The 25996-nt window shown below is 43.6% G+C and carries 22 protein-coding genes; 5 read left to right on the forward strand and 17 right to left on the reverse strand.

Translation table 11 applies throughout. The features are described from left to right. Positions 1-69: 69 nt before the first annotated feature. Positions 70-564: a leucine-responsive transcriptional regulator Lrp gene (gene lrp / locus VIB_RS08965; protein ID WP_040904498.1), complete on the reverse strand. Its 495-nt coding sequence runs from the start codon at positions 562-564 to the stop codon at positions 70-72. 155 nt (positions 565-719) lie between these two features. On the opposite strand from lrp, the gene ald reads away from it, so the two are divergent. Then, on the forward strand, positions 720-1844 hold the full coding sequence (ald, locus tag VIB_RS08970) for an alanine dehydrogenase (RefSeq protein ID WP_004395631.1): 1125 nt from the start codon (positions 720-722) through the stop codon (positions 1842-1844). A gap of 59 nt (positions 1845-1903) precedes the next feature. Here ald and VIB_RS08975 read toward each other — a convergent pair whose 3' ends face one another. Then, positions 1904-3142 carry a methyltransferase gene (locus VIB_RS08975; RefSeq protein WP_004395632.1) on the reverse strand — a complete coding sequence of 413 codons (1239 nt, stop codon included), beginning with the start codon at positions 3140-3142 and terminating at the stop codon, positions 1904-1906. A 238-nt stretch (positions 3143-3380) separates the two neighbouring features. On the opposite strand from VIB_RS08975, the gene VIB_RS08980 reads away from it, so the two are divergent. Continuing rightward, complete coding sequence (locus tag VIB_RS08980) at positions 3381-4145, forward strand: hypothetical protein (protein ID WP_040904878.1); 765 nt, start codon at positions 3381-3383, stop codon at positions 4143-4145. 216 nt (positions 4146-4361) lie between these two features. Continuing rightward, positions 4362-5135 carry a tRNA isopentenyl-2-thiomethyl-A-37 hydroxylase MiaE gene (gene miaE / locus VIB_RS08985; protein WP_167535088.1) on the forward strand — a complete coding sequence of 258 codons (774 nt, stop codon included), beginning with the start codon at positions 4362-4364 and terminating at the stop codon, positions 5133-5135. Positions 5136-5152: 17 nt separating this feature from the next. Here miaE and pyrF read toward each other — a convergent pair whose 3' ends face one another. The 14 genes from pyrF to VIB_RS09055 all read right to left on the reverse strand — a co-directional run bounded on the left by pyrF (position 5153) and on the right by VIB_RS09055 (position 21524). After that, a complete protein-coding gene (gene pyrF / locus VIB_RS08990) occupies positions 5153-5854 on the reverse strand; it encodes an orotidine-5'-phosphate decarboxylase (protein WP_004395635.1) in 702 nt (233 codons plus the stop codon). Between the two features lie 105 nt (positions 5855-5959). Further along, positions 5960-7129 (reverse strand): lipopolysaccharide assembly protein LapB, encoded by a 1170-nt coding sequence (gene lapB, locus VIB_RS08995; RefSeq protein WP_004395636.1) that lies wholly within the window; start codon positions 7127-7129, stop codon positions 5960-5962. Positions 7130-7132: 3 nt separating this feature from the next. Then, a complete protein-coding gene (locus tag VIB_RS09000) occupies positions 7133-7417 on the reverse strand; it encodes a LapA family protein (protein WP_004395637.1) in 285 nt (94 codons plus the stop codon). A gap of 158 nt (positions 7418-7575) precedes the next feature. Next, positions 7576-7860: an integration host factor subunit beta gene (gene ihfB / locus VIB_RS09005; RefSeq protein ID WP_004395638.1), complete on the reverse strand. Its 285-nt coding sequence runs from the start codon at positions 7858-7860 to the stop codon at positions 7576-7578. Positions 7861-7991: 131 nt separating this feature from the next. Beyond that, on the reverse strand, positions 7992-9662 hold the full coding sequence (rpsA, locus tag VIB_RS09010; RefSeq protein WP_004395639.1) for a 30S ribosomal protein S1: 1671 nt from the start codon (positions 9660-9662) through the stop codon (positions 7992-7994). Between the two features lie 104 nt (positions 9663-9766). Then, on the reverse strand, positions 9767-10447 hold the full coding sequence (gene cmk, locus VIB_RS09015) for a (d)CMP kinase (RefSeq protein ID WP_040904501.1): 681 nt from the start codon (positions 10445-10447) through the stop codon (positions 9767-9769). A 156-nt stretch (positions 10448-10603) separates the two neighbouring features. Beyond that, entirely contained in the window at positions 10604-10897 is a 294-nt protein-coding gene (locus tag VIB_RS09020) for a ComEA family DNA-binding protein (RefSeq protein ID WP_004395641.1), read from the reverse strand. A gap of 235 nt (positions 10898-11132) precedes the next feature. Further along, on the reverse strand, positions 11133-12992 hold the full coding sequence (gene ppiD / locus VIB_RS09025; RefSeq protein WP_004395642.1) for a peptidylprolyl isomerase: 1860 nt from the start codon (positions 12990-12992) through the stop codon (positions 11133-11135). Positions 12993-13144: 152 nt separating this feature from the next. After that, positions 13145-13417, reverse strand: a complete 273-nt coding sequence (locus tag VIB_RS09030) for an HU family DNA-binding protein (protein WP_004395643.1) — start codon at positions 13415-13417, stop codon at positions 13145-13147. Positions 13418-13611: 194 nt separating this feature from the next. Then, positions 13612-15963, reverse strand: coding sequence for an endopeptidase La (gene lon / locus VIB_RS09035; protein WP_004395644.1), 2352 nt, complete (start codon positions 15961-15963; stop codon positions 13612-13614). Positions 15964-16083: 120 nt separating this feature from the next. Further along, a complete protein-coding gene (gene clpX / locus VIB_RS09040) occupies positions 16084-17364 on the reverse strand; it encodes an ATP-dependent protease ATP-binding subunit ClpX (RefSeq protein WP_004395645.1) in 1281 nt (426 codons plus the stop codon). Between the two features lie 83 nt (positions 17365-17447). Beyond that, a complete protein-coding gene (clpP, locus tag VIB_RS09045) occupies positions 17448-18074 on the reverse strand; it encodes an ATP-dependent Clp endopeptidase proteolytic subunit ClpP (RefSeq protein ID WP_004395646.1) in 627 nt (208 codons plus the stop codon). 109 nt (positions 18075-18183) lie between these two features. Beyond that, positions 18184-19485, reverse strand: a complete 1302-nt coding sequence (tig, locus tag VIB_RS09050) for a trigger factor (RefSeq protein ID WP_004395647.1) — start codon at positions 19483-19485, stop codon at positions 18184-18186. A gap of 569 nt (positions 19486-20054) precedes the next feature. Further along, a complete protein-coding gene (locus VIB_RS09055; RefSeq protein ID WP_004395648.1) occupies positions 20055-21524 on the reverse strand; it encodes a protein adenylyltransferase SelO in 1470 nt (489 codons plus the stop codon). Between the two features lie 338 nt (positions 21525-21862). Here VIB_RS09055 and VIB_RS09060 point away from each other — a divergent pair, with 338 nt between their 5' ends. Next, a complete protein-coding gene (locus tag VIB_RS09060; protein WP_040904503.1) occupies positions 21863-23230 on the forward strand; it encodes an L-serine ammonia-lyase in 1368 nt (455 codons plus the stop codon). An 86-nt stretch (positions 23231-23316) separates the two neighbouring features. On the opposite strand, the gene VIB_RS09065 is transcribed toward VIB_RS09060, so the two are convergent. After that, complete coding sequence (locus VIB_RS09065; RefSeq protein WP_004395650.1) at positions 23317-24090, reverse strand: hypothetical protein; 774 nt, start codon at positions 24088-24090, stop codon at positions 23317-23319. A 267-nt stretch (positions 24091-24357) separates the two neighbouring features. Between VIB_RS09065 and VIB_RS09070 the strand changes: the two genes are divergently transcribed. After that, positions 24358-25890, forward strand: a complete 1533-nt coding sequence (locus VIB_RS09070) for a bifunctional GNAT family N-acetyltransferase/carbon-nitrogen hydrolase family protein (protein WP_004395651.1) — start codon at positions 24358-24360, stop codon at positions 25888-25890. Positions 25891-25996: the final 106 nt, after the last annotated feature.

Below are 25996 nucleotides of genomic sequence, written 5' to 3' on the forward strand. Positions count from 1 at the left end.
ATCACGGTTAAAAACCCAATGTATCAACGTCAGAATGCGGTAAGAAGTCTCTTATTCACATCATCAAGCTTAACGAGTTTTTATCACCAGTTGATTGGTTTGTTTCACTTCTTCCATGACCACGTAGGTGCGCGTATCGTTAACGCCAGGTAACCGCAACAAGGTATCACCCAATAGTTTACGGTAGGCTCCCATATCGGATACTCGTGTTTTCAATAAATAATCGAAATCCCCAGAAACGAGATGACACTCTTGGATGTCATCGAGTTTTTGCACAGCAACATTAAATTGCTCAAAAACATCTGGTGCTCCCCGATTAAGGGTAATCTCAACAAACACGAGCAGTGAGGCATCAAGATACTGGGGATTTAACAGGGCAGTATACCCAGTAATGTATCCTTGACGCTCAAGTCGTCTTACCCGCTCCAAACAAGGGGTTGGCGAGAGACCAACCCGTTTGGATAATTCTACATTCGAAATACGACCATCTTTTTGCAACTCATTTAAGATATTGCGATAAATACGGTCAAGATCCTTGGAGGGCCTTTTATAGTTGTCTGCCATTTTTTATTCCACCTTATTACTTCCTTGCAAAAAAATATATTACAACTTCTTCATATTCAGCATCAAACTTTATATACGCACAACTATACTAGTCATAAACTCGACACAAAATTCCAACAAAAGCCCAACATGAATGATTCATGTAAGGAGTTAGAATGATTATTGGTGTACCTAAAGAGATCAAAAACCACGAATATCGCGTGGGAATGATACCCGCCAGTGTAAGAGAGCTCACTTTACATGGCCACCAAGTGATTGTCGAAACCGAAGCAGGATCCGGTATCGGCTTTTCAGACGATGATTATATCGCTGCAGGGGCATCCATTGTTCCTAATGCAGCAAACGTATACTCGCAAGCCGAAATGCTCGTTAAGGTCAAAGAACCTCAAGCCACAGAACGCGCTATGCTCAAAGAAGGGCAAATTTTATTTGCCTATTTGCATCTTGCTCCAGATTTTCCACAAACTGAAGCACTTATCAAGAGTAATGCTGTCTGTATTGCCTATGAAACTGTAACAGATAGTATGGGTCGATTACCACTACTAGCACCAATGTCTGAGGTGGCTGGCAGAATGTCCATTCAAGCCGGAGCTCGTATGTTGGAAAAATCTCACAAAGGAATGGGAATTCTCCTCGGCGGCGTGCCCGGTGTCGCGCCAGCCAACGTATTGATATTGGGAGGTGGAGTAGTCGGCGCGAGTGCCGCAAGAATCGCCATTGGCTTACGTGCGAATGTCACTCTACTCGACCGTAATCTAGAAACCTTACGCAAATTAGATGAAGAGTTCCAAGGTCGAGCGACACTGCTCTACTCCACCGCTGACGTCATTGAACAACAAATTATTCACGCCGATCTAGTGATTGGTGCGGTGTTGATCCCTGGAGCCAGCGCACCAAAATTGGTCAATGAACAACATATTAAACGCATGAAACCCGGATCGGTGGTTGTCGATGTCGCTATCGATCAGGGGGGATGCTTCGCGACTTCTCATCCCACTACCCACGATCAACCCAGTTATGTCGTGCATGATGTGGTTCACTACTGTGTCGCGAATATGCCGGGAGCCGTAGCGCGAACCTCCACTTTTGCTCTCAATAACGCCACCCTTCCCTACATTGTAAAACTTGCCAATCTGGGTTATCAACGAGCGTTGATCGAGGATAAAGGATTATTGGCGGGACTGAACATCCTCAAAGGACAAGTAACTTGTAAAGAAGTCGCAGACAGCTTTAATTTACCTTATATCAACGCGATAGAGGCGCTAAAATCTACGCATTGAGTTTAAGTCGACGCTAAAACTGGCTGCACGTAACGATAGTGTCGACTGATACGACCGCTTTACCCCAGTAAAGAAGCCTGCTTGGCATGAATGAGCAAGTTTCTTGGTGTTACCTCTCGCGGACAAAATTCACTGACTGACACTTGATAACCTTGCTCTTCTAAGAACAGCGCCTTATCACAAACGAGCCACATTTCTAATAAGCGTCTAAAGCCTTGTTGAACAAGGCTCAATTTTTCCATACGCCAATAACGGGCTAACCCTTGCTGTTCATAGTTCGCAAAATTAATCTTATCTAACGCCAACAAAAAGCCTTTTTGTTCTGCTGCCCAAAGACAAAATGCTTTAAAGCCTTCAGAAAGCTGTGATTTTTTAATGCTTGGTGTCGGTTGATAGTCTATTAAACCTAATTCCGCTTTAAGTAACTCATCCCAGCCTAAGCGATAACTCATCTCTTGTTGACGGTGACGTTTCACTCGCTCACCTCCAGTAACCGTCTCTTGAACAGGAATACGTAACTCTTGGCGAGTGAGATTCAACTCAGACTGCTGACCTAAACTCGATAATGGTTGATAGTGATCCGCTTCGATAAGATGATAACAACAAGGCGCAACACTCACTGCAGACACCGAAGCTTGCGCAGCGTATTGCATTAAGCGCACATGTAAATCACCACAAGCGTGCAAAGCCACAGCATGTTGACAGGGTTTAAACAACTTTTGGCTACTCGGTTTAAAAGCATCGCCTTGCACAAACATCATCGCTAATTGGCGCTTATCCGCTTCAGCTTGTCCTTGTAGACATAAGGCCTCTTGATATTCAAAACTGAGCACTGGACTATCAGAATAAGTGGCTAAAAAACGCCCCAGATACCCTTTACCTGCACACCACTCTAACCATGATTGACCTTGATGCCGAGCGATCAACTGTTGTCCCAATCGCTTAATTTGTTCAATTTTTCGCCCAGGAATACCCGTATAGAGCGAATGCAGCCTTTGCGTATTCTCGTCAGTAGGCAATACCGTGAGTAATGGCTGTTTTACAAGAAAATCGTGAGTGCTGGCAATGATCTCAGCAAGTCCTTCAATATATATCGATAGATGGCAAAGCAAAACATCCGGTTGCTGTTTCAGTTGAGCTATTTGCTGTGGAGAGAGCGAGTTAAGCCAACGATCCAGTTCAGAGTTAACCCCATGCCAATGATCAGTATCATCCACACTATTATGAAAGGGCTCAAAACGCCAAAACAACGCGGTTTGAGAAAGAAATGTATCGAGCTGAGTAAAAAGTGTCTGCATTATGCCCCCTAACTAAAGCGCTATTTTAGGGTCAAGTTAACGAGGAAGAAAGAAGACCATTGGCAAAAAACCGTACTATACTGCCAATAGATCGCCTATCCTCATCTAAAATGACGGCTCGGTTACACTTTTTTATGCTTAACACATAAATAATTAAGATTGTCTATTTGTTGGTGATGTCGATACAGGTAGGATAGTGTATCCTTTATTATCGGGCTCTAAAAAAGATACGGATTTTATGAATATAGGTTTACTTATCGCTCTCGGAGTCGTGCTTCTGGTTTTGATCTTAGGCTACAACATTATGTTGCAGTATCGATTGAAAATAGAAACGGCCAAGAAACAAGAATCTGCACGTTATCTAACCATTATTGATGCTACTGAAGATTTAATCGGTAATGCGCATCATATGCCATTTAGTAAAGATTTGCTGGTTTGTTTAAATAACCGAATTCTTGATGCTCTGCAAAACATGCTTGATTTAGATCCCAAAAATAAGCAATTGGCACAGCGCGTCGAAAATATGCAGGCACAAATTAAACACCTAAAAGAAAACCATCCCGGTGGAGAAAGTACGCCATTTAAAGTTCCAAGTAGCGATAAGCAAGCCATTGTCATGCTCAAACTGGTTAAACGACTCCGAGATACGGTACGCAGTGAACACAACAAAGGTCGCTTTGATACCCAAGCCTTCGTCGCAGAAAACGCTCGGCTTGAAACCATTCAAATTCGAATTAATATTGAAAACGTGATTAAGCGTGCCAACGATTCGATTGTTCGTGGGCAACCAGGTACCGCACTGCAACTTCTCCGCAAAGGGATTGATGTGCTGAATACCAAAAACGACAGCTATTCGACTCAAGCAAGAGAAAAACTGCAAACCATGCATGATGACATTGAACAACGCCGTCAAACTAAAAGTGCTGCTGATGTCCAACAAATGGAAGACAAAGAGCGCAACAGTGATATGGAAGCATTATTTGGTGAGAAGAAAAAGTGGTAAAGGGACAACTCGATACTTTTCCCATAGCCATCCTCCATCATCAAATGCCAGACAGACGACAGTTCACCATTTACCGTCTTTTATCCCGAGACAAGTAACCGTATAGGACGTTACCATTGTTCCCCATGAATATCGACTAATGGTATGATTGGGGCTCCACGTCAAGTTCATCCTATCACTACTGATCCAAATGATAGCTTAAACCGATACTTTTTAATGACCATGATACAGACCGCCATTCAACCATTACTCGCTCCAATTGAGCAATTCCTACTCTGCCCGACGCCCGACTCTTGGATAGTTCAAGCCAAACGACCTGAGAATTTAAACGTTATTTTACGAGATCATTTATTGTGTGAGCTGAAGGCGGCGCAAAGCGCCATTTTTTTACTCAAACGCTATGTGCTAACCGATGAAGCCGCTCAGCAATTGACAGCCTTAATTCAACCCTATGAACGTTTTGCTTATCAATGCCAAGGCGATTTGCTTTCTCTCAAAGGAACCAGTCAGTTGTCGAAATCGATTCACGCGAGAAGTGACTGTGCCTATGGCGAAGCGATGATTGAGAAAATGGTTTTATTGATCAAAGAAGAGTTGCATCATTTTTATCAAGTAGCAGAAATTATTGAACGCCAAGAGTTAGAATATCAGCCAATCAATGCGAGTCGCTATGCCAAAGGCATGCTTAAGCACGTTAAAACCTTCGAACCGGATGCATTGATTGATAAATTGATCATCGGTGCGTTTATCGAAGCTCGATCTTGCGAACGATTTGCTAAGTTAGCCCCTCACTTACCGGAAGAGATTGGACGATTCTATCTCTCATTATTGCGTTCTGAGGCTCGGCACTATCAAGATTATCTAGCATTAGCTGAACACATTGCAGCAAACGATATCCGTCAACGTATCGACTATTTTGCTGCTATTGAAGCTGAGCTCATCCAGAGCCCAGATGATGATTTTAAATTTCATAGCGGTGCGCCAATTTAATTGGCGCACTCTCAATGCTAAACAGCCATCAGTGAGGCATTAATCTCAGCTAAGACTTGAGCGGGATGATTAGCTTGAGTGATAGGCCGTCCAATCACTAAATAGTCCGAGCCCGCTTCTAGGGCTTGAATCGGCGTCATAATCCGTTTTTGGTCACCAACATCAGCTCCAACCGGACGAATCCCCGGTGTAACCAACTTAAACGATGAGCCTAAATGCTGTTTTAATGCAGAGGCTTCTTGAGCAGAGCAGACCACGCCATCTAAGCCAGCATTTTTAGTTAAGGTCGCTAAACGTAGTACATGCTGCTCTGGCGCAAGGTTAATCCCTATCCCTGCCAAATCGACCTGCTCCATACTGGTTAATACGGTCACCGCTATCAGTAACGGACGCTCGTTACCATAAGGTTCGAGTATTTCACTAGCGGCCACCATCATTCGCTCACCGCCACTAGCATGGACATTTACCATCCATACGCCAAGCTCTGCTGCAGCGCGAACCGCTTTCGCACAAGTATTCGGAATATCATGAAACTTTAAGTCAAGAAAGACAGAGAAGTCACGGCGATGCAATTCACGTATCAACTCCGGGCCAAATAGGGTAAACATTTCCTTACCCACTTTTAATCGACAGCTCGATGGGTCAATCTTATCGACGAAGGCAAGCGCCTCTGCTCGTTTTTCATAATCCAAGGCAACAATGACTTTTTGGTCGTTCATTTTTACTCCTAATAATGACCTATCGTTTTGATACTTAACCTTTGTTCCATTCAATACGTACCGATGGATGCTCGGTCTATTTCTGGTTAAACATGCATGAGGGAATTACTCACCATCTAAACCGCGGATCGGCTTAATTGTCCCCCACCCCTTACAAGAGGGGCAATGCCAATACAACGAGTGAGTCGAGAATCCGCAATGACGACAGCGATAGTGAGGTTTGGCTTTTAGCTGTTCTCCAACCAATTTTTGTAAAGTAGAAAGGCTGGCTTTCGCTCTGCCTTCTTCCGCTTCTGCGATGTGATAACCAATTAAGCGATAAAAACCTTTCATGGTCGGGTTTTTAACTAATTGACGAGTTAACAGCTCCTGAGCACTTGCCACACCATCATGTTGAGCGACCAACTGCGCAAGCATTAACTCCGCAGAAACTCCGGCATTGTTATCAATACATTGGCGCAAAAACTCAACCAGAGCATCTTCTTGACCAAGGTGATGATAACATTCAGCCAAGGTTGGTAACACTTCACCAATAAAGTCAATATCTTGGCTTAAGACACGCTCTAAATGACTGATCGTCTGCTGATATTGCTGATTCGCGAGACACAGCTTACCCAGCGAAATACTGGCGCGGACACATTTAGGATCTTCATGCAATGCGCGTTTAAAAAACTGCATCGCTTTATTATCTTGCCCGTCAGATTGCTCTAGCATTGCTAACTCACACCAAAAATGAGCGATACTATTTTTCATCCGCTTGCGCCCCAACTTCACTAACGCCTGTGCACACTCAATCGCTTTATGCCATTCGCGTGTTTGTTGGTAAATCGCCGTTAATTGTTGCAAAGCGGACTCTCGGTGCTCAGGTTCATCGATCAATTGTTCAAATATTTTTTCTGCGCGATCGAGAAAACCTGCCACCATATAGTCTTTAGCAAGCTGTTGCAGTGCGAGATTTTTTTGATCAATCGTTAAACCTGATCGAGAAATAAGATTCTGGTGGATGCGAATGGCGCGATCGACTTCACCACGGGAACGAAACAGATTACCTAACGCGAGATGAGTATCAATCGTTTCATTATCAACTTGAAGCAGTTCAATAAAATGGTCAACGGCTTTATCAGATTGATCAGAAAGTAATAAGTTTAACCCCGTAACGTATTGGCGGGAGATTTGGTGAGAGTGCTTCTGCTTGTCTTGCTGGGCGCTACGATTGCCCATATACCATCCGTAAGCGGCAGCAATGGGCAAGAGCAAGAAGAGAAGTTCTAACATTAATTATTCCAGATTAGCTTTTGGCTTGATTGGCGTTTGCGGCACGACTTGCTTGGCTATTTTACGATTAAGCTTACGTATCTCAAGCTTCGCTTTAAGATACAAACCACCAAATAAAATCCAAGCCACTAAAAAACCGGTCACAAACACGCCGCCCAATAACGTTGATAAGTGAAACTCACCTTGGGCAAGCAGATAATTAAACGTCACGATCGCTTGATTTTGAGCACCTAACGCTAACGCGATAAGAAATAAGGCCAATAACACGATAATTTTTATTATTTTCATAATACCTATCCTATTTAGGTTCATATTCACCAATTCGCTTGCTGATTATGCAGTAAATTCGTCTGACAAACCATGCTCAATCTAATAATCCAGTGACTTTTGAGACACAAAAAAGCGGCATACTGAAAAAGCATGCCGCTGGTGTACTTGTCGTATTACTAAATGTTCTGGTTAACCCGCTCACGTAGTTCTTTACCCGGCTTAAAGTGAGGTACATATTTTCCCTCTAACTCTACTTTTTCGCCAGTCTTTGGATTACGTCCAATGCGAGGCTCACGATAGTGTAAAGAGAAACTGCCGAAACCACGAATTTCGATTCTCTCTCCGTCTTCTAACGTTTTGGACATGTGTTCAAGAACATCTTTTACGGCATCTTCAATTTCTTTGGCTGACAGATGCGTTTGTACTGCACACAGCCTTTCTATCAATTCAGACTTAGTCATAGTTTCCCTCATTGAGTTTTTACCTTGATTATAGTCAGTAATAGCAGTTCCAACAAACACTTGCTTAATTTTGTAGAGAAAAGGCAAAAAAAAGGAACCTATGCAGGTTCCTTTCTATTTACGAATTTAACTTATTCGCCTTTAGCAGCTTTGAAAGCATCAGCCATTGCATTACCAAAAGCAGCTTCATCTTGCTTGTTGATAGTTGCCATTGCTTCTTGCTCATCAGCTTCATCTTTCGCTTTGATAGATAGGTTGATTACGCGGTTTTTACGGTCAACACCAGTAAATTTCGCTTCAACTTTATCACCAACGCTTAGAAGAAGAGAGGCATCTTCAATGCGGTCACGAGCAATTTCAGAAGCGCGGATATAACCTTCTACGCCATCTTCAAGAGTGATCGTTGCGCCTTTAGCATCAACGGCTGTTACTGTACCGTTAACTAGAGTGCCTTTCTTGTTGTCTGCAACGTAAGCATTGAATGGGTCATTTTCCATTTGCTTAACGCCTAGAGAGATGCGCTCACGCTCTGCATCTACTGCTAGAACAACTGCTGAGATCTCATCGCCTTTCTTGTAATCACGTACCGCTTCTTCTCCAGGAACATTCCAAGAGATATCAGATAGGTGAACAAGACCATCGATACCACCGTCAAGACCGATAAAGATACCGAAATCAGTGATAGACTTGATCTTACCAGTTACTTTGTCGCCTTTAGCTTGCGCTTCAGCGAATGACTGCCAAGGGTTAGCTTTACACTGTTTTAGACCTAGAGAAATACGACGACGCTCTTCATCGATATCAAGAACCATCACATCTACTTCGTCGCCAACATTAACAACTTTAGATGGGTGGATGTTCTTGTTAGTCCAATCCATTTCTGAAACGTGTACTAGACCTTCAACGCCTTCTTCGATTTCTACGAAGCAGCCGTAATCTGTTAGGTTAGTAACACGACCAGTTAGTCGGTGACCTTCTGGGTAACGCTTAGCGATAGCTACCCATGGATCTTCGCCTAGCTGTTTTAGACCTAGTGATACACGAGTGCGGTCACGGTCAAACTTAAGAACTTTAACTAGGATTTCGTCACCAACGTTAACGATCTCTGATGGGTGCTTAACACGTTTCCACGCCATATCAGTGATATGTAGTAGACCATCAACACCGCCAAGATCAACGAATGCACCGTAATCAGTAAGGTTCTTAACGATACCTTTAACTTCAGTACCTTCTTGTAGAGTTTCAAGAAGTTCGTCACGCTCAACACTGCTTTCTGATTCGATAACAGCACGACGAGAAACAACAACGTTGTTACGCTTCTGGTCTAGCTTGATAACTTTGAACTCTAGCTCTTTGTTTTCTAGGTGAGCAGTGTCACGGATAGGACGTACGTCAACTAGAGAGCCTGGAAGGAATGCACGAATACCGTTCAATTCAACAGTGAAGCCACCTTTAACTTTACCATTGATGATACCGATAACCGTTTCAGCTTCTTCGTAAGCTTTCTCAAGAACGATCCAAGCTTCGTGACGCTTAGCTTTCTCACGAGAAAGTTGAGTTTCACCGAAACCGTCTTCAACAGCGTCAAGTGCTACGTCAACTTCTGAACCAACTTCTACTTCTAGTTCGCCCGCAGCGTTTTTGAACTGTTCTGCTGGAATAGCAGACTCAGACTTAAGGCCTGCATCAACAAGTACATAGCCATTTTCAATCGCAACTACAGTACCTTTAACGATAGTACCTTGTTGAAATTGGGTTTCGTTTAGAAACTCTTCAAAGAGTTGAGCAAAAGATTCAGTCATGTATTTAATCTTCAATAATTAAACGTCCACGGGTATCCTACCGCATGGGGTTGTTAAAATCGCCAGTCATCATCCTTGCGACCAACGTTCTTAGCTAACGTGGTTTATTCCGCTAACTTCGATTCGATGTATTGTAATGCTTGAGCCACAACCTCGTCGATAGACAAAGTCGTTGAATCTAATAATAGCGAACCTTCCGCTGGACGCAGTGGCGCCACTGAACGATTACGATCTCTATCGTCACGTTCTTGAATTTCGCTTAAAAGGGCGTCAAATTTAACATCAAGGCCCTTCAGTTGCAACTGCTTATAGCGTCTACGCGCACGCTCTTCTGCACTTGCATCAAGGAAAATTTTCACCGCAGCTTCAGGAAAGACCACTGTTCCCATGTCTCGCCCATCGGCCACTAAGCCTTTACCTTGCTCGAACGCGCGCTGTCTACGCAATAACGCCTCACGGACACGAGGTAAGGCAGCAATTTTTGAGGCGGCCATACCCGTTTCTTCTTTACGCAAGGCCTTAGAAACATCTTCACCTTCTAAAATCACTTTAACCAAGTCGCCTTCAGCAATGAACTCAACATCAAGGTGTGTGGCTAGAGGAACTAATGCCTCTTCAGAGTCAGGGTCAACACCATGATGAATCGCGGCTAAGGCAAGTACGCGATAGATTGCGCCCGAATCTAACAGTTGAAAACCGAGCTTTTTCGCCAACAACATACACAGTGTGCCTTTACCAGCACCACTAGGTCCATCCACGGTAATTACCGTTGTTTGCAAGGACATGCTTTACTCCATTCGTTTGGTTCACGACTCATCGCGTGATTGGTCAACGATGAATTATATACTGAACTGGCAATAAGATGCGAGTTTCAGGCGAGGAGTTCCCCTCATAAAAAACTCAGGGCTAAGCCTGAGTTTCTTGTTCGCGGGTGGTTCACATTACAGTAAAATACGTTTATCGTTTCTTGCCACGATTGCTGGCCCAATTCCCTTCACTTTAGTTAGATCTTCTTTTGTTAAAAACTGACCATTTATCTCACGGTATTCAACAATCGCCTGAGCTTTTTGCAAGCCAATACCTTGTAACAAAGTCGCGATCTCTTCTGCAGAGGCGGTATTAACATTCACTGTGATCTCAAAGCCCTGATTAACGCTGACCGTTTCTTCGCTCATCGCTTGGCTAACAGGCAGGCTTAAGCCCAACAGCAGGGCAAGTAAATAATTCTTAACCATTGTTCCTTCCTTGTTTAAGTGTTTATCGCATCCCTACACCATCAGATAGAACAAGAATCACCGGCCAAACAAGCTGGAGCTTGGTGAACAACAACGTTGTATATTCTCATAGCACAGGGGTAGACAAAACGATAATAAAGGATTACTCACATCGACTATTTGAACAAAACAAGAAAATAAAATGGGCTGCAAATGCAGCCCAAAATGATAAACATGTTATTTACATAACAGGCCGTTATTGTTCTAAACCATAATATTGGATTTTCGTATTTTGACGTAATACACCCAAAATACCCTCAACATTTTGTTGTAGTCCAATGCGAGATAACTGAGCGCCAATTTGCTGATTCAATTGTGGGTCAACCTCAGTCGTCACAGCGGCCAAAGCGATAACAACAACATTGCCTTGTGCATCTTTGCCATGTGCATAAACATGATGCTCACCTTCTGGCTTCGGCATAGAGAAGACGATTTCAGCCAATGGAGAACTTCTATCCATACGCTGAATCTCACTAAAGGCTAATTGATGAGTGTCTAATAAACTATTATCGCCAGCGTTTAAACCCGTAACTAAATCATTCGCCAACTGCAATGCTTGCTGTTCCGCTTTTAAACGCGATAACGTCGCAACGATTTGCTCACGTACCTCAGCTAATGGCAAAATAATTTCTGGGCGGGTTTGCTCAACACGGACAACCACAACATGTTCAGGGGCAATTTCAATCGCATCCGAGTTCAGTTGATCTTCTTTCACTTCTGGCTGTCGTAGCGCTTGTATAACCGCTGGAGCACTCAATATAGCTGGTAATTCTGCAACCGAAATAAAATCCGTGTGTTGAATGTCTGCGCCAATCGCCTTAGCGGCTTCGTCTAAAGAGTCTGGTGATTCAAAAGCGATGCGTTCTAGCTCAGTTTGTAACTGATAAAACCGATCAACCGCTTGCTGATCTTGTAACTCTGCTTTTATCTCAACAGCAACTTGCTCATAAGGCTTAATCACTGGAGCCTTAAGTTCATCAAGTTTAATGACGTGGTAACCAAAATCTGATTTAACCAGTCCACTGATCTCACCCACTTGTTGAAGAGCAAAAGCCGCACTTTCAAAAGCCGCGTCCATCGTATCAGGTTCAATCCAACCTAGCTCACCACCCTCTTGTGAACTACCGATGTCTTGTGATTTCTCTTTCGCCAATTGAGCAAAGTCCGCCCCGTTGTGTAATTGATCTAAAATCGCTTGAGCTGCTTGTTCATCATCACCTTGAATCATGATGTGGCTTACTTTACGCTGTTCTTTAGAAGCATATTTATCTTGATGCGCGTCATAGAATGCTTTGGTCTGCTCATCCGTAATCGTGATAGCTTCTTTCAACTGCTGCGCAGCCAACTCAATATAAGAAATTCTCATCTGTTCAGGACGAGTATATCGATCATCATTTTGTTGATAATACTGCTCAATCTCTTGATCTGTTAGCTGAACGTCTTTTGCGAAATCAGTGGTCGGTAGCGTGATGGTGCGCACATCTCTAGCTTGAGCCACTAACGCACTCAACCCTTCGACTTCACCAGGTAAAGTAAACTCGCTGGTCTGTAAAGCCGCAACCAGTTGATCACGGACCAGGCTACGACGCATATACTCGGCAAAAGCATCGGGGGTAAACCCTGCACGACGCAGAGCAGATTGATAGATATTTTGATCAAATTGACCTGCCGATTGGAACTCTGGCATGGCAATAATGGCTTGACGAACTTGATTATCACTCACACGTAAACCGAGCGACTGTGCATGCTGCTCAATTAAAATATCATTGATCATGCTATCAAGCACTGAACGTCGTAGTGAAGCGACATAAGTTGGGTCTGCTAGTAATGTAGAAAAGTAATCGCCAAGTTGTGACTGCATGCGATTACGTTCATTTTGATACGCCTGTTCAAATTCCCCACGACTGATCTCTGTCTTGCCGACTTTGGCCGCTGCATTATTGCCGCCGCCAACGATATAGTTACCCACGCCTGCAAAGATAAACGATAGGATGATGAGTCCTAGGATAATTTTCACCGCGATGCTGTTCACGCCTTCGCGTAATCGTTCCATCATAGTTGTACTGCTCTCCGGGTTTGAAGCTAAATGCTTCAGCCAAAATTGAATAGCGCGATAATATCAGAAAAAGAAATGCGCATCAGTAGGATGCGCATAATTTCAAAAGGTTCGAATTATTTTTGCGTTAAAACGGCAAAAAACACCCTGTATTAGTTACAAGCGTCTTTTAAAGCTTTGCCAGCCTTAAACGCGGGTACTTTAGCTTCAGCAATTTGGATCTCTTCACCCGTTTTTGGGTTACGGCCAGTACGAGCTGCACGTGAGCGGACAGAGAAAGTACCAAAACCTACTAACGCTACTTGATCACCAGATTGAAGTGTATCGGTCACTGCTTCGATAAATGCATCCAGTGCGCGACCTGCGGATGCTTTTGAAATATCCGCATTTTCTGCGATTTTTTCTACTAGTTGTGTCTTATTCACTGTAATTCCCCTTTGGTCACCAAGTTATTGTTTTGTTCGGTGCCGATTTCGTTCCATTAAGATTAAAAACAGGCTTAATGCCTTATTACAACAGGGCTTAAGCCATAGTTGGTAACGTTAGCTCCCAAAAAAAACGCTGACAAGCCTTTTTCGACCTATCAGCGTAATCTTTTAGTTATTTTTGCTACACATCACTATTTTACAACAGCAAAACTAACCCCAGCAGGGTCATTTTCTAAGGCAAGCTGTAATACTTCATCGATCCACTGGACAGGGATCACTTGCAGATCCGCGATGACATTATCTGGGATCTCTTCCAAATCACGTTCATTGTCTTTTGGAATTAATACCATTTTTATGCCGCCACGATGCGCTGCTAACAACTTCTCTTTTAAGCCACCGATAGGGAGCACTTCACCACGTAACGTGATTTCTCCCGTCATTGCGACTTCAGCTTTAACAGGGTTACCCGTTAAGCTAGATACCAGTGCCGTACACATTGCAATACCAGCGCTTGGCCCATCCTTCGGAGTTGCACCTTCAGGAACGTGGACATGGATGTCTTTTTTCTCGTAAAAATCGCTATTGATGCCTAATTTATCGGCACGAGAACGAACGACGGTCATGGCGGCCTGAATAGACTCTTGCATCACATCGCCAAGTGAACCCGTTTGGGTTAACTTACCTTTACCTGGCATCGATTGAGTCTCAATCGTCAGTAAGTCACCACCAACTTCTGTCCACGCTAACCCCGTTACTTGACCAATTCGATTACTATCATCGGCTTTACCGTAATCAAAACGCTGTACCCCTAAAAACTCTTTTAAGTTTTCTTGGTTGACCGTTACCGTTTTCACTGAGGCATTGAGCAGGATCTTCTTCACCGCTTTACGACAAATTTTCGAAATTTCGCGTTCCAGTCCACGTACACCAGCTTCACGCGTGTAATAGCGAATAATGCCGGTGATCGCTGAATCTTCGATGATGATTTCACTGGGCTTTAGTCCATTACGCTCAATCTGCTTATTCACCAAATGGCGCTTAGCAATATTGAGCTTTTCATCTTCGGTATACCCAGATAAACGAATCACTTCCATACGATCCAACAGTGGCCCCGGAATATTCATCGAGTTTGATGTTGCAACGAACATCACATCAGATAAATCGTAATCCACTTCCAAGTAATGGTCGTTAAACGAATTGTTCTGTTCTGGATCCAAAACTTCTAACAGCGCTGAAGCAGGATCGCCACGCATGTCTGAAGACATTTTATCAATTTCGTCCAACAGGAAAAGTGGGTTTTTTACCCCAACCTTAGCCATTTTCTGAATTAATTTTCCAGGCAGTGAGCCAATATAAGTCCGACGGTGACCACGAATCTCCGCCTCATCACGTACCCCACCTAGTGCCATACGCACATACTGGCGACCCGTTGCTGATGCAATAGAACGACCTAATGACGTTTTACCAACCCCTGGAGGTCCAACCAAACATAGGATAGGGCCTTTGAGTTTATTGATCCGAGTTTGCACCGCAAGATACTCTAAGATGCGCTCTTTAACTCGTTTCAAACCGTAATGATCAGCGTTAAGGATTTCTTCCGCTTTCGCGAGATCTTTTTTAACCTTCGAACGCTTCGTCCAAGGCACGCTGACCATCCAATCGATGTAGCTACGCACCACGGTTGCTTCTGCTGACATCGGTGACATCATTTTGAGTTTGTGTAGCTCTTGCTGAGTTTTATCGCGAGCTTCTTTGGGCATTTTTGAATCATCGATTTTCTTTTGCAGAGTCTCGAATTCATCAGGCGTGTCGTCCATCTCACCGAGCTCTTTTTGAATAGCTTTCATTTGCTCATTCAAATAATACTCACGCTGAGATTTCTCCATCTGTTTTTTCACTCGAGTGCGAATACGCTTCTCAACTTGTAACAGATCGATTTCCGACTCCATTTGCCCCATTAAAAATTCTAAACGCTCAGAAATGTCTAAAATCTCTAATACTTTTTGCTTATCCACCAATTTTAAAGGCATGTGAGCGGCGATGGTATCAGCTAAGCGAGCGGCTTCATCAATCCCATTCAGTGAAGTAAGTACTTCAGGTGGGATTTTCTTATTCAGTTTGATAAAGCCTTCAAATTGATTGATCGCACTGCGGACAATCACTTCTTGTTCTTTTTCATCCAACTCTGGTGTCAGCAGATATTCCGCCTCTGCTGAAAAGAAATCACCCTCATGAAATTGATTAATTTTCGCGCGCTGCTGACCTTCAACCAAAACCTTGACCGTACCGTCTGGCAGTTTTAATAGTTGAAGAATGGTCGCTACCGTTCCTACTGCAAATAGATCGGAAACTTTCGGCTCATCGGTTTCAGCTTGTTTTTGAGCAACCAAGAGCACTTGTTTGTTGTTATCCATCGCTGCTTCTAAGCATTGGATGGATTTTTCACGGCCAACAAACAGAGGAATGACCATATGTGGGTATACCACCACATCGCGCAGAGGTAGTACTGGGATCTCGATACGCTCGGAACGTTCCAAGTTCATATTATTCTCTCTTCCGCTTTTATGTATATCGGAGTATATGGGGCCTAACTGACTGGATTCAATGACGGAATTAAAAAAAGGAGGTATCACTACCTCCTTTTAAAAATGGTTGAACACTTTTTACTCAGCGCCTGCTGCCTGACTCTCATTTCCAGAATAAATAAGTAGCGGCTCTGACTCACCATTAATGACGGATTCGTCAATCACGACTTTTTCAACGTCTGCCATTGAAGGGAGCTCGTACATGGTTTCTAACAGAACATTTTCGAGAATTGAACGTAAACCACGTGCTCCTGTTTTGCGTTTCATCGCTTTAGCAGCGATAGCACGCAAGGCATCTTCACGAAATTCAAGTTCTGCTTTCTCTAACTCGAAAAGAGCAGCGTACTGTTTAGTCAGCGCGTTTTTAGGCTCACACAAGATTTGAATTAACGCTTTTTCATCCAACTCCGTCAACGTTGCGGTCACTGGTAAACGACCAATAAACTCAGGAATCAGACCGTATTTAACCAAATCTTCTGGCTCAACTTGGGTGAATAATTCACTCAATGACTTACTGTTGTCTTTTGAACGAACTTCAGCACCAAAACCAATCCCAGTGCCTTTAGCAACGCGTTGCTCAATCACCTTATCCAAACCAGAGAAAGCACCACCACAAATGAAGAGGATTTTGGAGGTATCAACCTGTAAAAACTCTTGCTGAGGATGCTTACGTCCACCTTGTGGCGGAACAGAAGCAACGGTACCTTCAACCAATTTAAGCAGTGCTTGTTGAACGCCTTCACCAGAGACATCTCGAGTGATCGACGGATTTTCTGCTTTGCGTGAAATCTTATCGATTTCATCAATATACACGATTCCGCGCTCCGCTTTTGCAACGTCGTAATCGCATTTCTGTAGCAATTTTTGGATGATATTTTCAACATCTTCGCCCACATAACCCGCTTCCGTCAGGGTCGTAGCATCGGCCATGGTAAATGGCACATCCAAAAAGCGAGCTAACGTTTCTGCCAACAGTGTTTTACCGCTACCGGTTGGACCGATCAGCAAAATATTACTTTTACCGAGCTCCACACCATCACTGGTCGTATCACCGTTACGTAAACGCTTATAGTGGTTATATACCGCAACAGCGAGCACTTTTTTCGCGTGTTCTTGGCCAATCACATAGTCATCAAGATGTTCACGAATTTCACGCGGTGTTGGTAACGCCGACGACTCTTTCTTCGGTAAAACATCTTTGATCTCTTCACGAATAATATCGTTACAAAGATCGACACATTCATCACAAATGTAGACTGAAGGACCTGCGATTAGCTTGCGAACTTCGTGCTGGCTTTTGCCACAGAAAGAGCAGTACAGTAGCTTACTGCTACTACCCTCTTTGCTTTTATCTGTCATTCGCTAACCTCTTAGCCTTTACTCTTGATAATTTGAGTGTATAACAATTTACCCCAAATTGCGTTAATCAATTATTACGATTGTTATTCACCGCGATGGGTAAGTATCGCATCAACAATACCGTAATCGACTGCTTGCTGCGCTGACATAAAGTTATCTCGGTCAGTATCGCGTTCAATGACATCTAGTGGCTGTCCGGTATGCTCTGCAAGTAGCGTATTTAATTTATTCTTGATGCTCAAAATTTCTTGCGCATGGATCTGAATATCCGATGCCTGCCCTTGGAATCCACCGAGTGGTTGGTGAATCATGACACGTGAGTTAGGCAGAACGTAACGTTTGCCAGGAGCACCACCTGCCAATAAAAAAGCACCCATAGAGCAAGCTTGTCCAACACACAGGGTACTTACATTCGGTTTAATAAACTGCATCGTGTCATAAATCGACATACCTGCGGTTACGCTGCCACCGGGTGAGTTGATGTATAGAAAAATATCTTTATCTGGATTTTCAGATTCTAAGAAAAGCAGTTGAGCCACGACAAGATTTGCCATGTGATCTTCTACTTGACCCGTTAGGAAAATAACACGGTCTTTCAATAAGCGAGAATAGATGTCGTATGAGCGCTCACCACGAGAAGTTTGTTCCACCACCATGGGTACTAGCGCGTCAATAATTGGCGACATTGCATTTTTTTCTTGGTAGCTCATAGTCTTAATATCCCTAAAATAAATGGCCCGAATGATGGGCATCACACGGACCATTGTTAGCAGAAGAGTCGAGGTTTCGTCAACCCTTCTTGCTGATCACCGACTAAAATTAAGCCGCTTCTGGGTTCATTAGCTCATTAAAGCTAACGGTTTTTTCCGTTACTTGTGCTTTGGCAATGATGGCATCAATCGCTTGCTCTTCTAGAGCTACATTGCGCATGTTGTTCATCATTTGCTCATTTTGCTGGTAGTAAGCAATCACTTCACTTGGATCTTCATAAGCGGTGGCCATCTCTTCGATGATCGCTTTTACTTTCTCTTCATCCGCTTTCAGCTCTTGAGTACGGATCACTTCACCAAGTAGTAGGCCAACAACAACACGGCGTTTCGCTTGTTCTTCAAATAGCTCACGTGGAAGTTGGTTAGCCGCTTCAGTGTTACCACCAAAACGTTGGGCTGCTTGCTGACGTAGTACGTTGATTTCTTGGTCAACCAAAGCAGAAGGAACCAGTAGTTCGTTCTCTTTTACTAAGCCTTCAATCGCTTGCTCTTTAACGCGTGCTTTGATGGCTTGCTTTAGCTCACGTTCCATGTTTTTGCGAACTTCAGCTTTAAGACCTTCAAGACCACCGTCTGCAACGCCAAATTTAGCAACAAATTCATCGTTCAACTCTGGCAGCTCGCGAGCCTCAACTTTGTTTACTTTGATAGCAAACTTAGCCGCTTTACCTTTTAGATTTTCCGCATGGTAATCTTCTGGGAAAGTTACGTCGATTTCAAATTCCATGCCTTTGGTTTTTCCAGCAATACCGTCTTCAAAACCAGGGATCATACGGCCTGCACCCATTTCTAGTGGGAAGTTTTCAGCTTTGCCACCTTCAAACTCTTCACCGTCAATCGAACCGATGAAGTCGATAGAAACACGCTTACCTTCTTCAGCCGCTTCATCCACTTCTACCCAAGTCGCTTGCTGCTTACGAAGCGTTTCTAGCATTTCAGCGACGTCGGCGTCGGTCACTTCTGCTGCTGGTTTTTCTACCGTAATGTTTTCTAAACCTTTCAACTCAACTTCTGGATAAACTTCAAAAGTAGCGGTGAATACCAAATCTTGGCCTTCTTCCATTGAAACAGGAGCAAACGTTGGTGCGCCCGCTGGGTTGATTTTTTCTTTTACGATAGCTTCGATAAAGTGACGCTGCATCACTTCACCAAGCATATCTTGACGTACTGCTTTGCCGTACATCTTAGCAACCATCTTCATTGGCACTTTGCCTTTACGGAAACCATCAAAACGACGGTTTTTCGCGATGTTGCGTAGTTCCGCTGTCACCGCATCTTCGATGTTTGCAGCTGGAACAGTAATATTGAGACGGCGCTCTAGGCCTTCTAGCGTTTCAACAGTAACTTGCATTATTTATAAACCTCAAAACTGGCTCAGTATTACTGAGCATCATGAGCCAATACGTTGACTGGCTGCATCCTTGTGTGGTGCTCGATTGAACACTTAGCGATAAAACATTGAGCATCGGCGTATCCAGTTAACTCACCTTCACGCCGGACTAATGAGTGATATCTTTGCCGATTTGCGCCGAATAAAGGTATCTCTGATTAGTCTCAGGACAAAAATTTAGACGCGACATTCTACCGACCCAAGCTTTTGCTGTCGAGTTAAACCCCAAGCCGGAACCCGTCAATCTGATAAAAACTCGCCTAAGTGCTAAAAAATCCATCACCTCGTTTCAACACGCTGTAATCGAAATGGGGACAATAAAGGCTTTTTCAAGAGAATCGAGGTCTTTTTTTATCCAAATCGATAAAAAGAGATCTTGCTCTTACTTTTATACTTTAAAAAATTCGACACTCGGCGGTCCCACCGTAATGACGAGTCTATAGTCAACAAGGCATCGTCGAGATGAGAATAGGATGAAGGTCCTACTTAAAAAAGACCGATAGTAACCTCGAGGTGCAAGAGCTCATAAGCTAAGAAGAGCAGCTTATCGACAGCGTCTTTCCCCAATCTGGCGGCAATTGAGCATAATGCTCGTTCTCGACTTGTTCAGAAAAAGGGTCACGTAATACGTTGGTTAACCGCTCCAGTTCACGATAGTCCCCCTGCTCAGCGCGTTCAATTGCGATCTGTGCCAAGTAATTTCGTAAAATGTATTTCGGATTATGCTTACGCATCGTGGCACAACGTTGAGAGACCGAGACTAAATGGCCTTGAGCGTCTTTCTCTTGCTGACAACGCTGCAGATAATGCTCTAGCCACCGCTGACCAGCGTCTCTATCAGCAACGAGATCGATAACGCTTTGTTCATCAGCATGATCTAAACACGATAACTGACGCATAAAACGCGTGTAGTCGACTCGATGTTTAGCGAGTAACGTAAATAGCTGGTCGAATAACTCACTGTCCCCAGGCTGCTGGGTCAATAAGCCTAGTTTCTGACGCATTAGCTCGCTAAAATATTGATTAAGTAGCGGTTCATAACGGCTCAATGCTTGTTCTAAATCTCCGCGGTCAATAAGTGGTGATAAAGCGTGTGCTAAAGCAGACAGATTCCATAAACCGATTCTTGGTTGCTGATTAAACGCATAACGGCCTTGATAATCCGAGTGGTTACAAATAAAACTTGAGTCATAATCATCTAAAAACCCAAAAGGACCATAATCAAACGTTTGTCCAAGAATAGACATATTATCCGTATTCATCACCCCATGAGCGAAACCGACCGCTTGCCATTGAGCAATCATCTTTGCGGTTCGCTCAACAACCTGTGCAAACCAATCAGCATAAGGGTTATCCGCTTGCAGACATTGCGGATAATGCCACTCGATAACCTTATCGGCCAACAAACGTAGCTCATTGATTTGATTAGTATAAAAGAAATGCTCAAAGTGACCAAAACGCACGTGGCTTTGGCTCATCCTGACTAATAAAGCGCCTTTTTCTGCTTGCTCACGATAGACTAGCGTATCACTAACCATCATCCCCAGCGCTCGAGTGGTGGCAATGCCTAATCCCGCCATCGCCTCGCTACATAAATACTCACGGATTGTCGAACGTAAGACCGCACGCCCATCCCCCATCCGTGAATAAGGGGTAAGCCCAGCACCTTTTAAATGCAGATCAAAGACTTCCCCTGAGAGACTGGTTATTTCGGCTAATAGCACACCTCGCCCATCGCCTAAATCTGGATTATAAACCCCGAATTGATGACCCGCGTATTTCATTGCCAATGGTTTAAAACTCTCCGGCATCTGTAGCCCAGAGAAACAAACAAGCAGTTCTTGATCGGGTTGATCGGGTAAACCGAACTGAGTAGCGAATTCCGCATTCCATGCTATCCATTGTGGATTATCGAGCGGTTGAGGCATTACTTCTCGATAAAAAACCTTGGGTAACGCATGGTAACGATTGGTCAGTGTCGTGGTTTGCCAGATAGACATCAATGCTGCTCTTTTGGTGGTATTTTGCGAAAAATAGCAAATACTTGAGTAAAATACTAGGTTTTATATTATCCTCTGCACACTCGGTTTTCGATGGATAACACTCATCAAAACAACCTTGCGCTGAACGCAGCGTCGCTTTCAGTATGACAAGAAAAAGAGCGCTATCCCCGAATAACGAGAAGTCGCAGCGAAGTGGCAAGTGAGTGAAGCCCGATGAATATAGACACGATGTGATAGAGATAAACAAACGCCGCTCACACCGCTGCAGCTTCAAGTTGGAAGGGTATATACTCACTAAACGTAGCCGAGTGCATTACACCAATAAGGGAAACATTATGTTGTCAATATTTGATATTTTTAAAGTTGGTGTTGGGCCATCCAGCTCTCATACCAACGGACCGATGATCGCTGGCTTTCAATTTTTATCCTTGATTGAGGATATATCGCTGGTGACCAGAATCCAGATTGATTTGTATGGCTCATTAGCATTGACCGGAAAAGGTCACCATACCGATCGCGCGGTATTGCTCGGACTACTCGGTAATCAGCCAGATACTATTAATATCACACAAGCGAAGATGGATTTACACACCATTCAACAAACCGCTACGTTAAATTTAGCAGGTAAAAAAAACATCCCTTTTTCTCATCAAGATGATCTCCTTTTTCATCCACAGAGCTTACCTTTACATGAAAATGGCCTAACGTTTAGCGCGTTTGATCAGCAATATCGCCTTGTCGCTTTTGAAACTTACTACTCAATTGGTGGTGGATTTATTGCTACCGCTGCGCAACTTGAACATGGTCATGCCGCTTCACCCATTAACGTTGAATTTCCTTTTACCTGTGCCGATGACTTGCTCAACAAAGCGCAACGTAATGGGCTTAGTCTCGCCGGTCTCGTTCTTCGCAATGAACTTGCTTTGCGTGATGGGCAAGAGATCGATCGAAAATCAGAACAGATTTGGCAAGTGATGTCCTCTTGCATGGAACGAGGGTTTGAAACCGAAGGGATTTTAGAAGGCGGACTTAATGTGACTCGCCGAGCACCTGCGCTCTTGAAAAAACTCGAAGCCAATGCGTCCACAGAACAAGACCCATTAGAAGTCATGGATTGGATTAACTTATTTGCTTTTGCTGTCAGTGAAGAAAATGCGGCTGGAGGTCAGGTCGTCACTTCCCCAACCAATGGCGCAGCCGGAGTTATTCCCGCAGTACTGATGTACTATCATCGCTTTATTCGCCCTTTGGATCTTAAACAAATTAAAGATTTTCTCGCCGTCGCAGGGGCAATTGGTATGCTATATAAAATGAATGCCTCCATTTCAGGAGCCGAAGTCGGTTGCCAAGGAGAAATCGGCGTATCCTCTTCCATGGCGGCGGCAGGATTAACGTCATTACGTGGCGGCAGTAATGAACAAATTTGTATGGCAGCAGAAATTGCCATGGAACATTCATTAGGAATGACATGTGACCCAATTGGCGGCTTAGTGCAAGTTCCTTGTATTGAACGTAATGCGATGGGCGCCGTTAAAGCGATTAATGCCTCTCGCATGGCACTGAAACGCACAAGTAAGTGCTTAATCTCTTTAGATAAAGTGATTGAAACCATGTTCCAAACAGGGAAAGACATGAATAAAAAATATCGTGAAACGGCGTTGGGAGGTTTAGCGTTAATTCACTTAGCCCCCCCTTGCGAATAATGCTTACCCTGACACGATAGATAGATGCAGATGCGAACCAAGGATGGCTCTTATCTATATGAATGACGCTTCTACCCATACCAACATTATTCTTTAATCAGTAAAGACGGTTTATTTGACGAGGTATCAAGCATGTTATCGATCTGTTTACGCTGTTTAATCCATCGATAACTGAGCGACAATAGACACAGCTCGTAGATCCAAAATGCATAACCCAATATATTCACCAACAATGAAAAACTGACACTTTGATGCCATTGGGCTGACTGATACACCATGAATCCAACCCCTAGTGGTAACACACCAACGAGCAAAAACAGCGATATCTGATAAGGCTGAGACAAACGCCATGCGGTAATGAGCCCGCGTGGTTCATCGTCGATCGATACCGCAGGGATCACTAATAGGCAGCGAGAAAATAACCAAATAACCGGTACAGCCAATAGCAAAAACAGCAACGCTAAACCAAAGAAAGAGAGTTCAAATAGAATCATGACTGAGAAAGTTAATAGAAAAATAAGTACCAATAATCCCGAAAATAGCAATAACCAATAACCGATGACTCTCAATTCCCTTAGCCCAGAGACGGGTTGTGGATTCTTCATCTCGAATGAATGATCGAGTAAAATAGCTCTGTGCATTCTGACGGTAACCCAAGCCGTCACACCAATCATCACTACCCCCGTTAGGAATACCAAAGGCATTTGCTCAGAGAAAAACGGATTGGAAAGAAGCCATCCCCCTAACTGAGTGATCACTAAATGTGGCCAAGAGAGCCATAAAAATTTCCGCCATTGACGTTTAATCAGCTGAGCCGCGCTGACTAAAGTATATAAAAGCGGTAATGGACAGGACTTCATGAGTGTTACCTCAATGTATGGTAAACCGATAAATGTCATCTATCGGTTGACGAAAAATAAGCTAGTACTATGGACCATGGTGACTATTTTTTCAGCGGCAATCGCGTGACAAGCATCCAGGTTGTGCGACAAGTTAATGACATTTCTGTTATAAAATTAACCCTATCGACACCACCTAATGCGGTAACGAATAGATAGCTCACTATCTTTAACCTTGAATCGCGCCAATAAATTAGCCAGTATGGTTAAAAAAGGAGTTCATAAAGTATGAGTAATATCGCGCCACGCTTAACTCTGCGTGTGATTGAAAAGAACGATTATCCTGAGTTAGCCGCACTGATGGATCTCGTTTTCCACGATGTTGGGGGAGCTTGGCCACGAATGACGATCATGGATCTCATTCATCAATTTCCCGATGGTCAGATTTGTATCGAAGACGATGGTAAAATCATCGGTGCCGCTCTCACCATCAAAGTCGATTACAACCGATTCTCTCTACCGCATGTCTACACTGACATTATCAGTGAACATAATGTCATTCAGCATAAAACCAGCGGTGATGCTCTCTATGGCTTGGATGTGTTTGTCCATCCTGATTATCGTGGTTTACGTTTAGGGCGACGGTTGTACGCGGCGAGAAAAGAGTTATGCCGCAGTAATAACCTTAAGGCGATTTTAGCGGGTGGACGTATACCAGGCTATGCTCAACACGCCGATCAAATGCCCGTTGCTGACTATATTGAAAAAGTAAAACGCCGTGAGTTACACGACCCGATCCTCTCTTTTCAATTAGCGAACGATTTTGATGTTAAGCGCATCATGCGCCATTATCTTCCAGAAGATGACCACTCAAAAGGCTACGCAACATTATTAGAATGGGATAATTTTTTCTATGAGGCAGATATTCAGTCGGTACACGACGTTGAAAAAACGCTGGTTCGTATTGGTATCATCCAGTGGCAAATGCGCGCCGTTGATGGCGTAGAGGATTTGCTCGATCAAGCTGAGTTTTTCATTGATTCATTAGCCAAATATCAAGCCGACTTTGCCCTGTTCCCGGAGTTTTTTAATGCGCCACTGATGGGATTAAAACGTGAACAAAACAGCGTCGAAGCGATTCGTTTTCTTGCTTCTTTTAGTGAACAAATCAAACATCATTTCTCAAAGCTGGCCGTTACTTACAACATCAATATTATTGCTGGCAGCATGCCAGTGTTAGAAAATGGTCAATTGTATAACGTAGCGTATTTGCTGCATCGTGATGGTTCTATCGACGAACAATACAAAATACACATTACTCCCCATGAAAAACGTGACTGGGTAATTGATGGAGGCAATCAAGTCCGCGTATTTGAAACCGATGCCGGACGAGTGGGGATTTTAATTTGTTATGATAGTGAATTTCCAGAACTAGGAAGGATGTTAGCAGAGCAAGATGTGCAAATTATTTTTGTGCCATTTTGGACAGATACCAAAAATGGCTATCAACGTGTGCGGCTTTGCTCGCAAGCCAGAGCGATTGAAAATGAGTGTTATGTAGCTATCGGGGGAAGCGTCGGTAACCTGCCACGGGTTGATAATGTCGATATTCAATATGCGCAATCGGCTGTATTTTCACCGTCCGATGTTTTTTTCCCACACGATGCAACGATCACTGAAGCAAGTCCTAACACCGAAATGATCATTTTTGCCGATGTTGATCTCGATAAACTGAAGCAGCTCAATACTGAAGGCTCAGTGACTAATTTACGCCATCGTCGTATGGATCTGTACGGTGGATTTACTCACCCCAAAAACTAACCTTCTCTTAACAAAATGACACGCACTCAAGACAACCTACTGTTAAAAATGAAATTATTCACCGTAGGTTGTCTTTAACTTTGCTACTCACCCCTCAAAACGTTAA

The organism is Vibrio metschnikovii CIP 69.14 (assembly GCF_000176155.1).
Lineage (GTDB): Bacteria > Pseudomonadota > Gammaproteobacteria > Enterobacterales > Vibrionaceae > Vibrio > Vibrio metschnikovii.

Bases quoted from the DNA above. Each gene is read 5' to 3' on its own strand.
- cmk (WP_040904501.1), bottom strand. From the start codon at position 10,447: ATGTCCTTGCAAACAACGGTAATTACCGTGGATGGACCTAGTGGTGCT.
- VIB_RS09060 (WP_040904503.1), top strand. From the start codon at position 21,863: ATGTTGTCAATATTTGATATTTTTAAAGTTGGTGTTGGGCCATCCAGC.
- ald (WP_004395631.1), top strand. From the start codon at position 720: ATGATTATTGGTGTACCTAAAGAGATCAAAAACCACGAATATCGCGTG.
- pyrF (WP_004395635.1), bottom strand. From the start codon at position 5,854: ATGAACGACCAAAAAGTCATTGTTGCCTTGGATTATGAAAAACGAGCA.
- VIB_RS09065 (WP_004395650.1), bottom strand. From the start codon at position 24,090: ATGAAGTCCTGTCCATTACCGCTTTTATATACTTTAGTCAGCGCGGCT.
- clpP (WP_004395646.1), bottom strand. From the start codon at position 18,074: ATGAGCTACCAAGAAAAAAATGCAATGTCGCCAATTATTGACGCGCTA.
- VIB_RS08980 (WP_040904878.1), top strand. From the start codon at position 3,381: ATGAATATAGGTTTACTTATCGCTCTCGGAGTCGTGCTTCTGGTTTTG.
- VIB_RS09055 (WP_004395648.1), bottom strand. From the start codon at position 21,524: ATGTCTATCTGGCAAACCACGACACTGACCAATCGTTACCATGCGTTA.
- ppiD (WP_004395642.1), bottom strand. From the start codon at position 12,992: ATGATGGAACGATTACGCGAAGGCGTGAACAGCATCGCGGTGAAAATT.
- clpX (WP_004395645.1), bottom strand. From the start codon at position 17,364: ATGACAGATAAAAGCAAAGAGGGTAGTAGCAGTAAGCTACTGTACTGC.
- VIB_RS09070 (WP_004395651.1), top strand. From the start codon at position 24,358: ATGAGTAATATCGCGCCACGCTTAACTCTGCGTGTGATTGAAAAGAAC.
- ihfB (WP_004395638.1), bottom strand. From the start codon at position 7,860: ATGACTAAGTCTGAATTGATAGAAAGGCTGTGTGCAGTACAAACGCAT.
- VIB_RS09000 (WP_004395637.1), bottom strand. From the start codon at position 7,417: ATGAAAATAATAAAAATTATCGTGTTATTGGCCTTATTTCTTATCGCG.
- miaE (WP_167535088.1), top strand. From the start codon at position 4,362: ATGACCATGATACAGACCGCCATTCAACCATTACTCGCTCCAATTGAG.
- rpsA (WP_004395639.1), bottom strand. From the start codon at position 9,662: ATGACTGAATCTTTTGCTCAACTCTTTGAAGAGTTTCTAAACGAAACC.
- VIB_RS08975 (WP_004395632.1), bottom strand. From the start codon at position 3,142: ATGCAGACACTTTTTACTCAGCTCGATACATTTCTTTCTCAAACCGCG.
- VIB_RS09020 (WP_004395641.1), bottom strand. From the start codon at position 10,897: ATGGTTAAGAATTATTTACTTGCCCTGCTGTTGGGCTTAAGCCTGCCT.
- tig (WP_004395647.1), bottom strand. From the start codon at position 19,485: ATGCAAGTTACTGTTGAAACGCTAGAAGGCCTAGAGCGCCGTCTCAAT.
- lrp (WP_040904498.1), bottom strand. From the start codon at position 564: ATGGCAGACAACTATAAAAGGCCCTCCAAGGATCTTGACCGTATTTAT.
- lon (WP_004395644.1), bottom strand. From the start codon at position 15,963: ATGAACTTGGAACGTTCCGAGCGTATCGAGATCCCAGTACTACCTCTG.
- lapB (WP_004395636.1), bottom strand. From the start codon at position 7,129: ATGTTAGAACTTCTCTTCTTGCTCTTGCCCATTGCTGCCGCTTACGGA.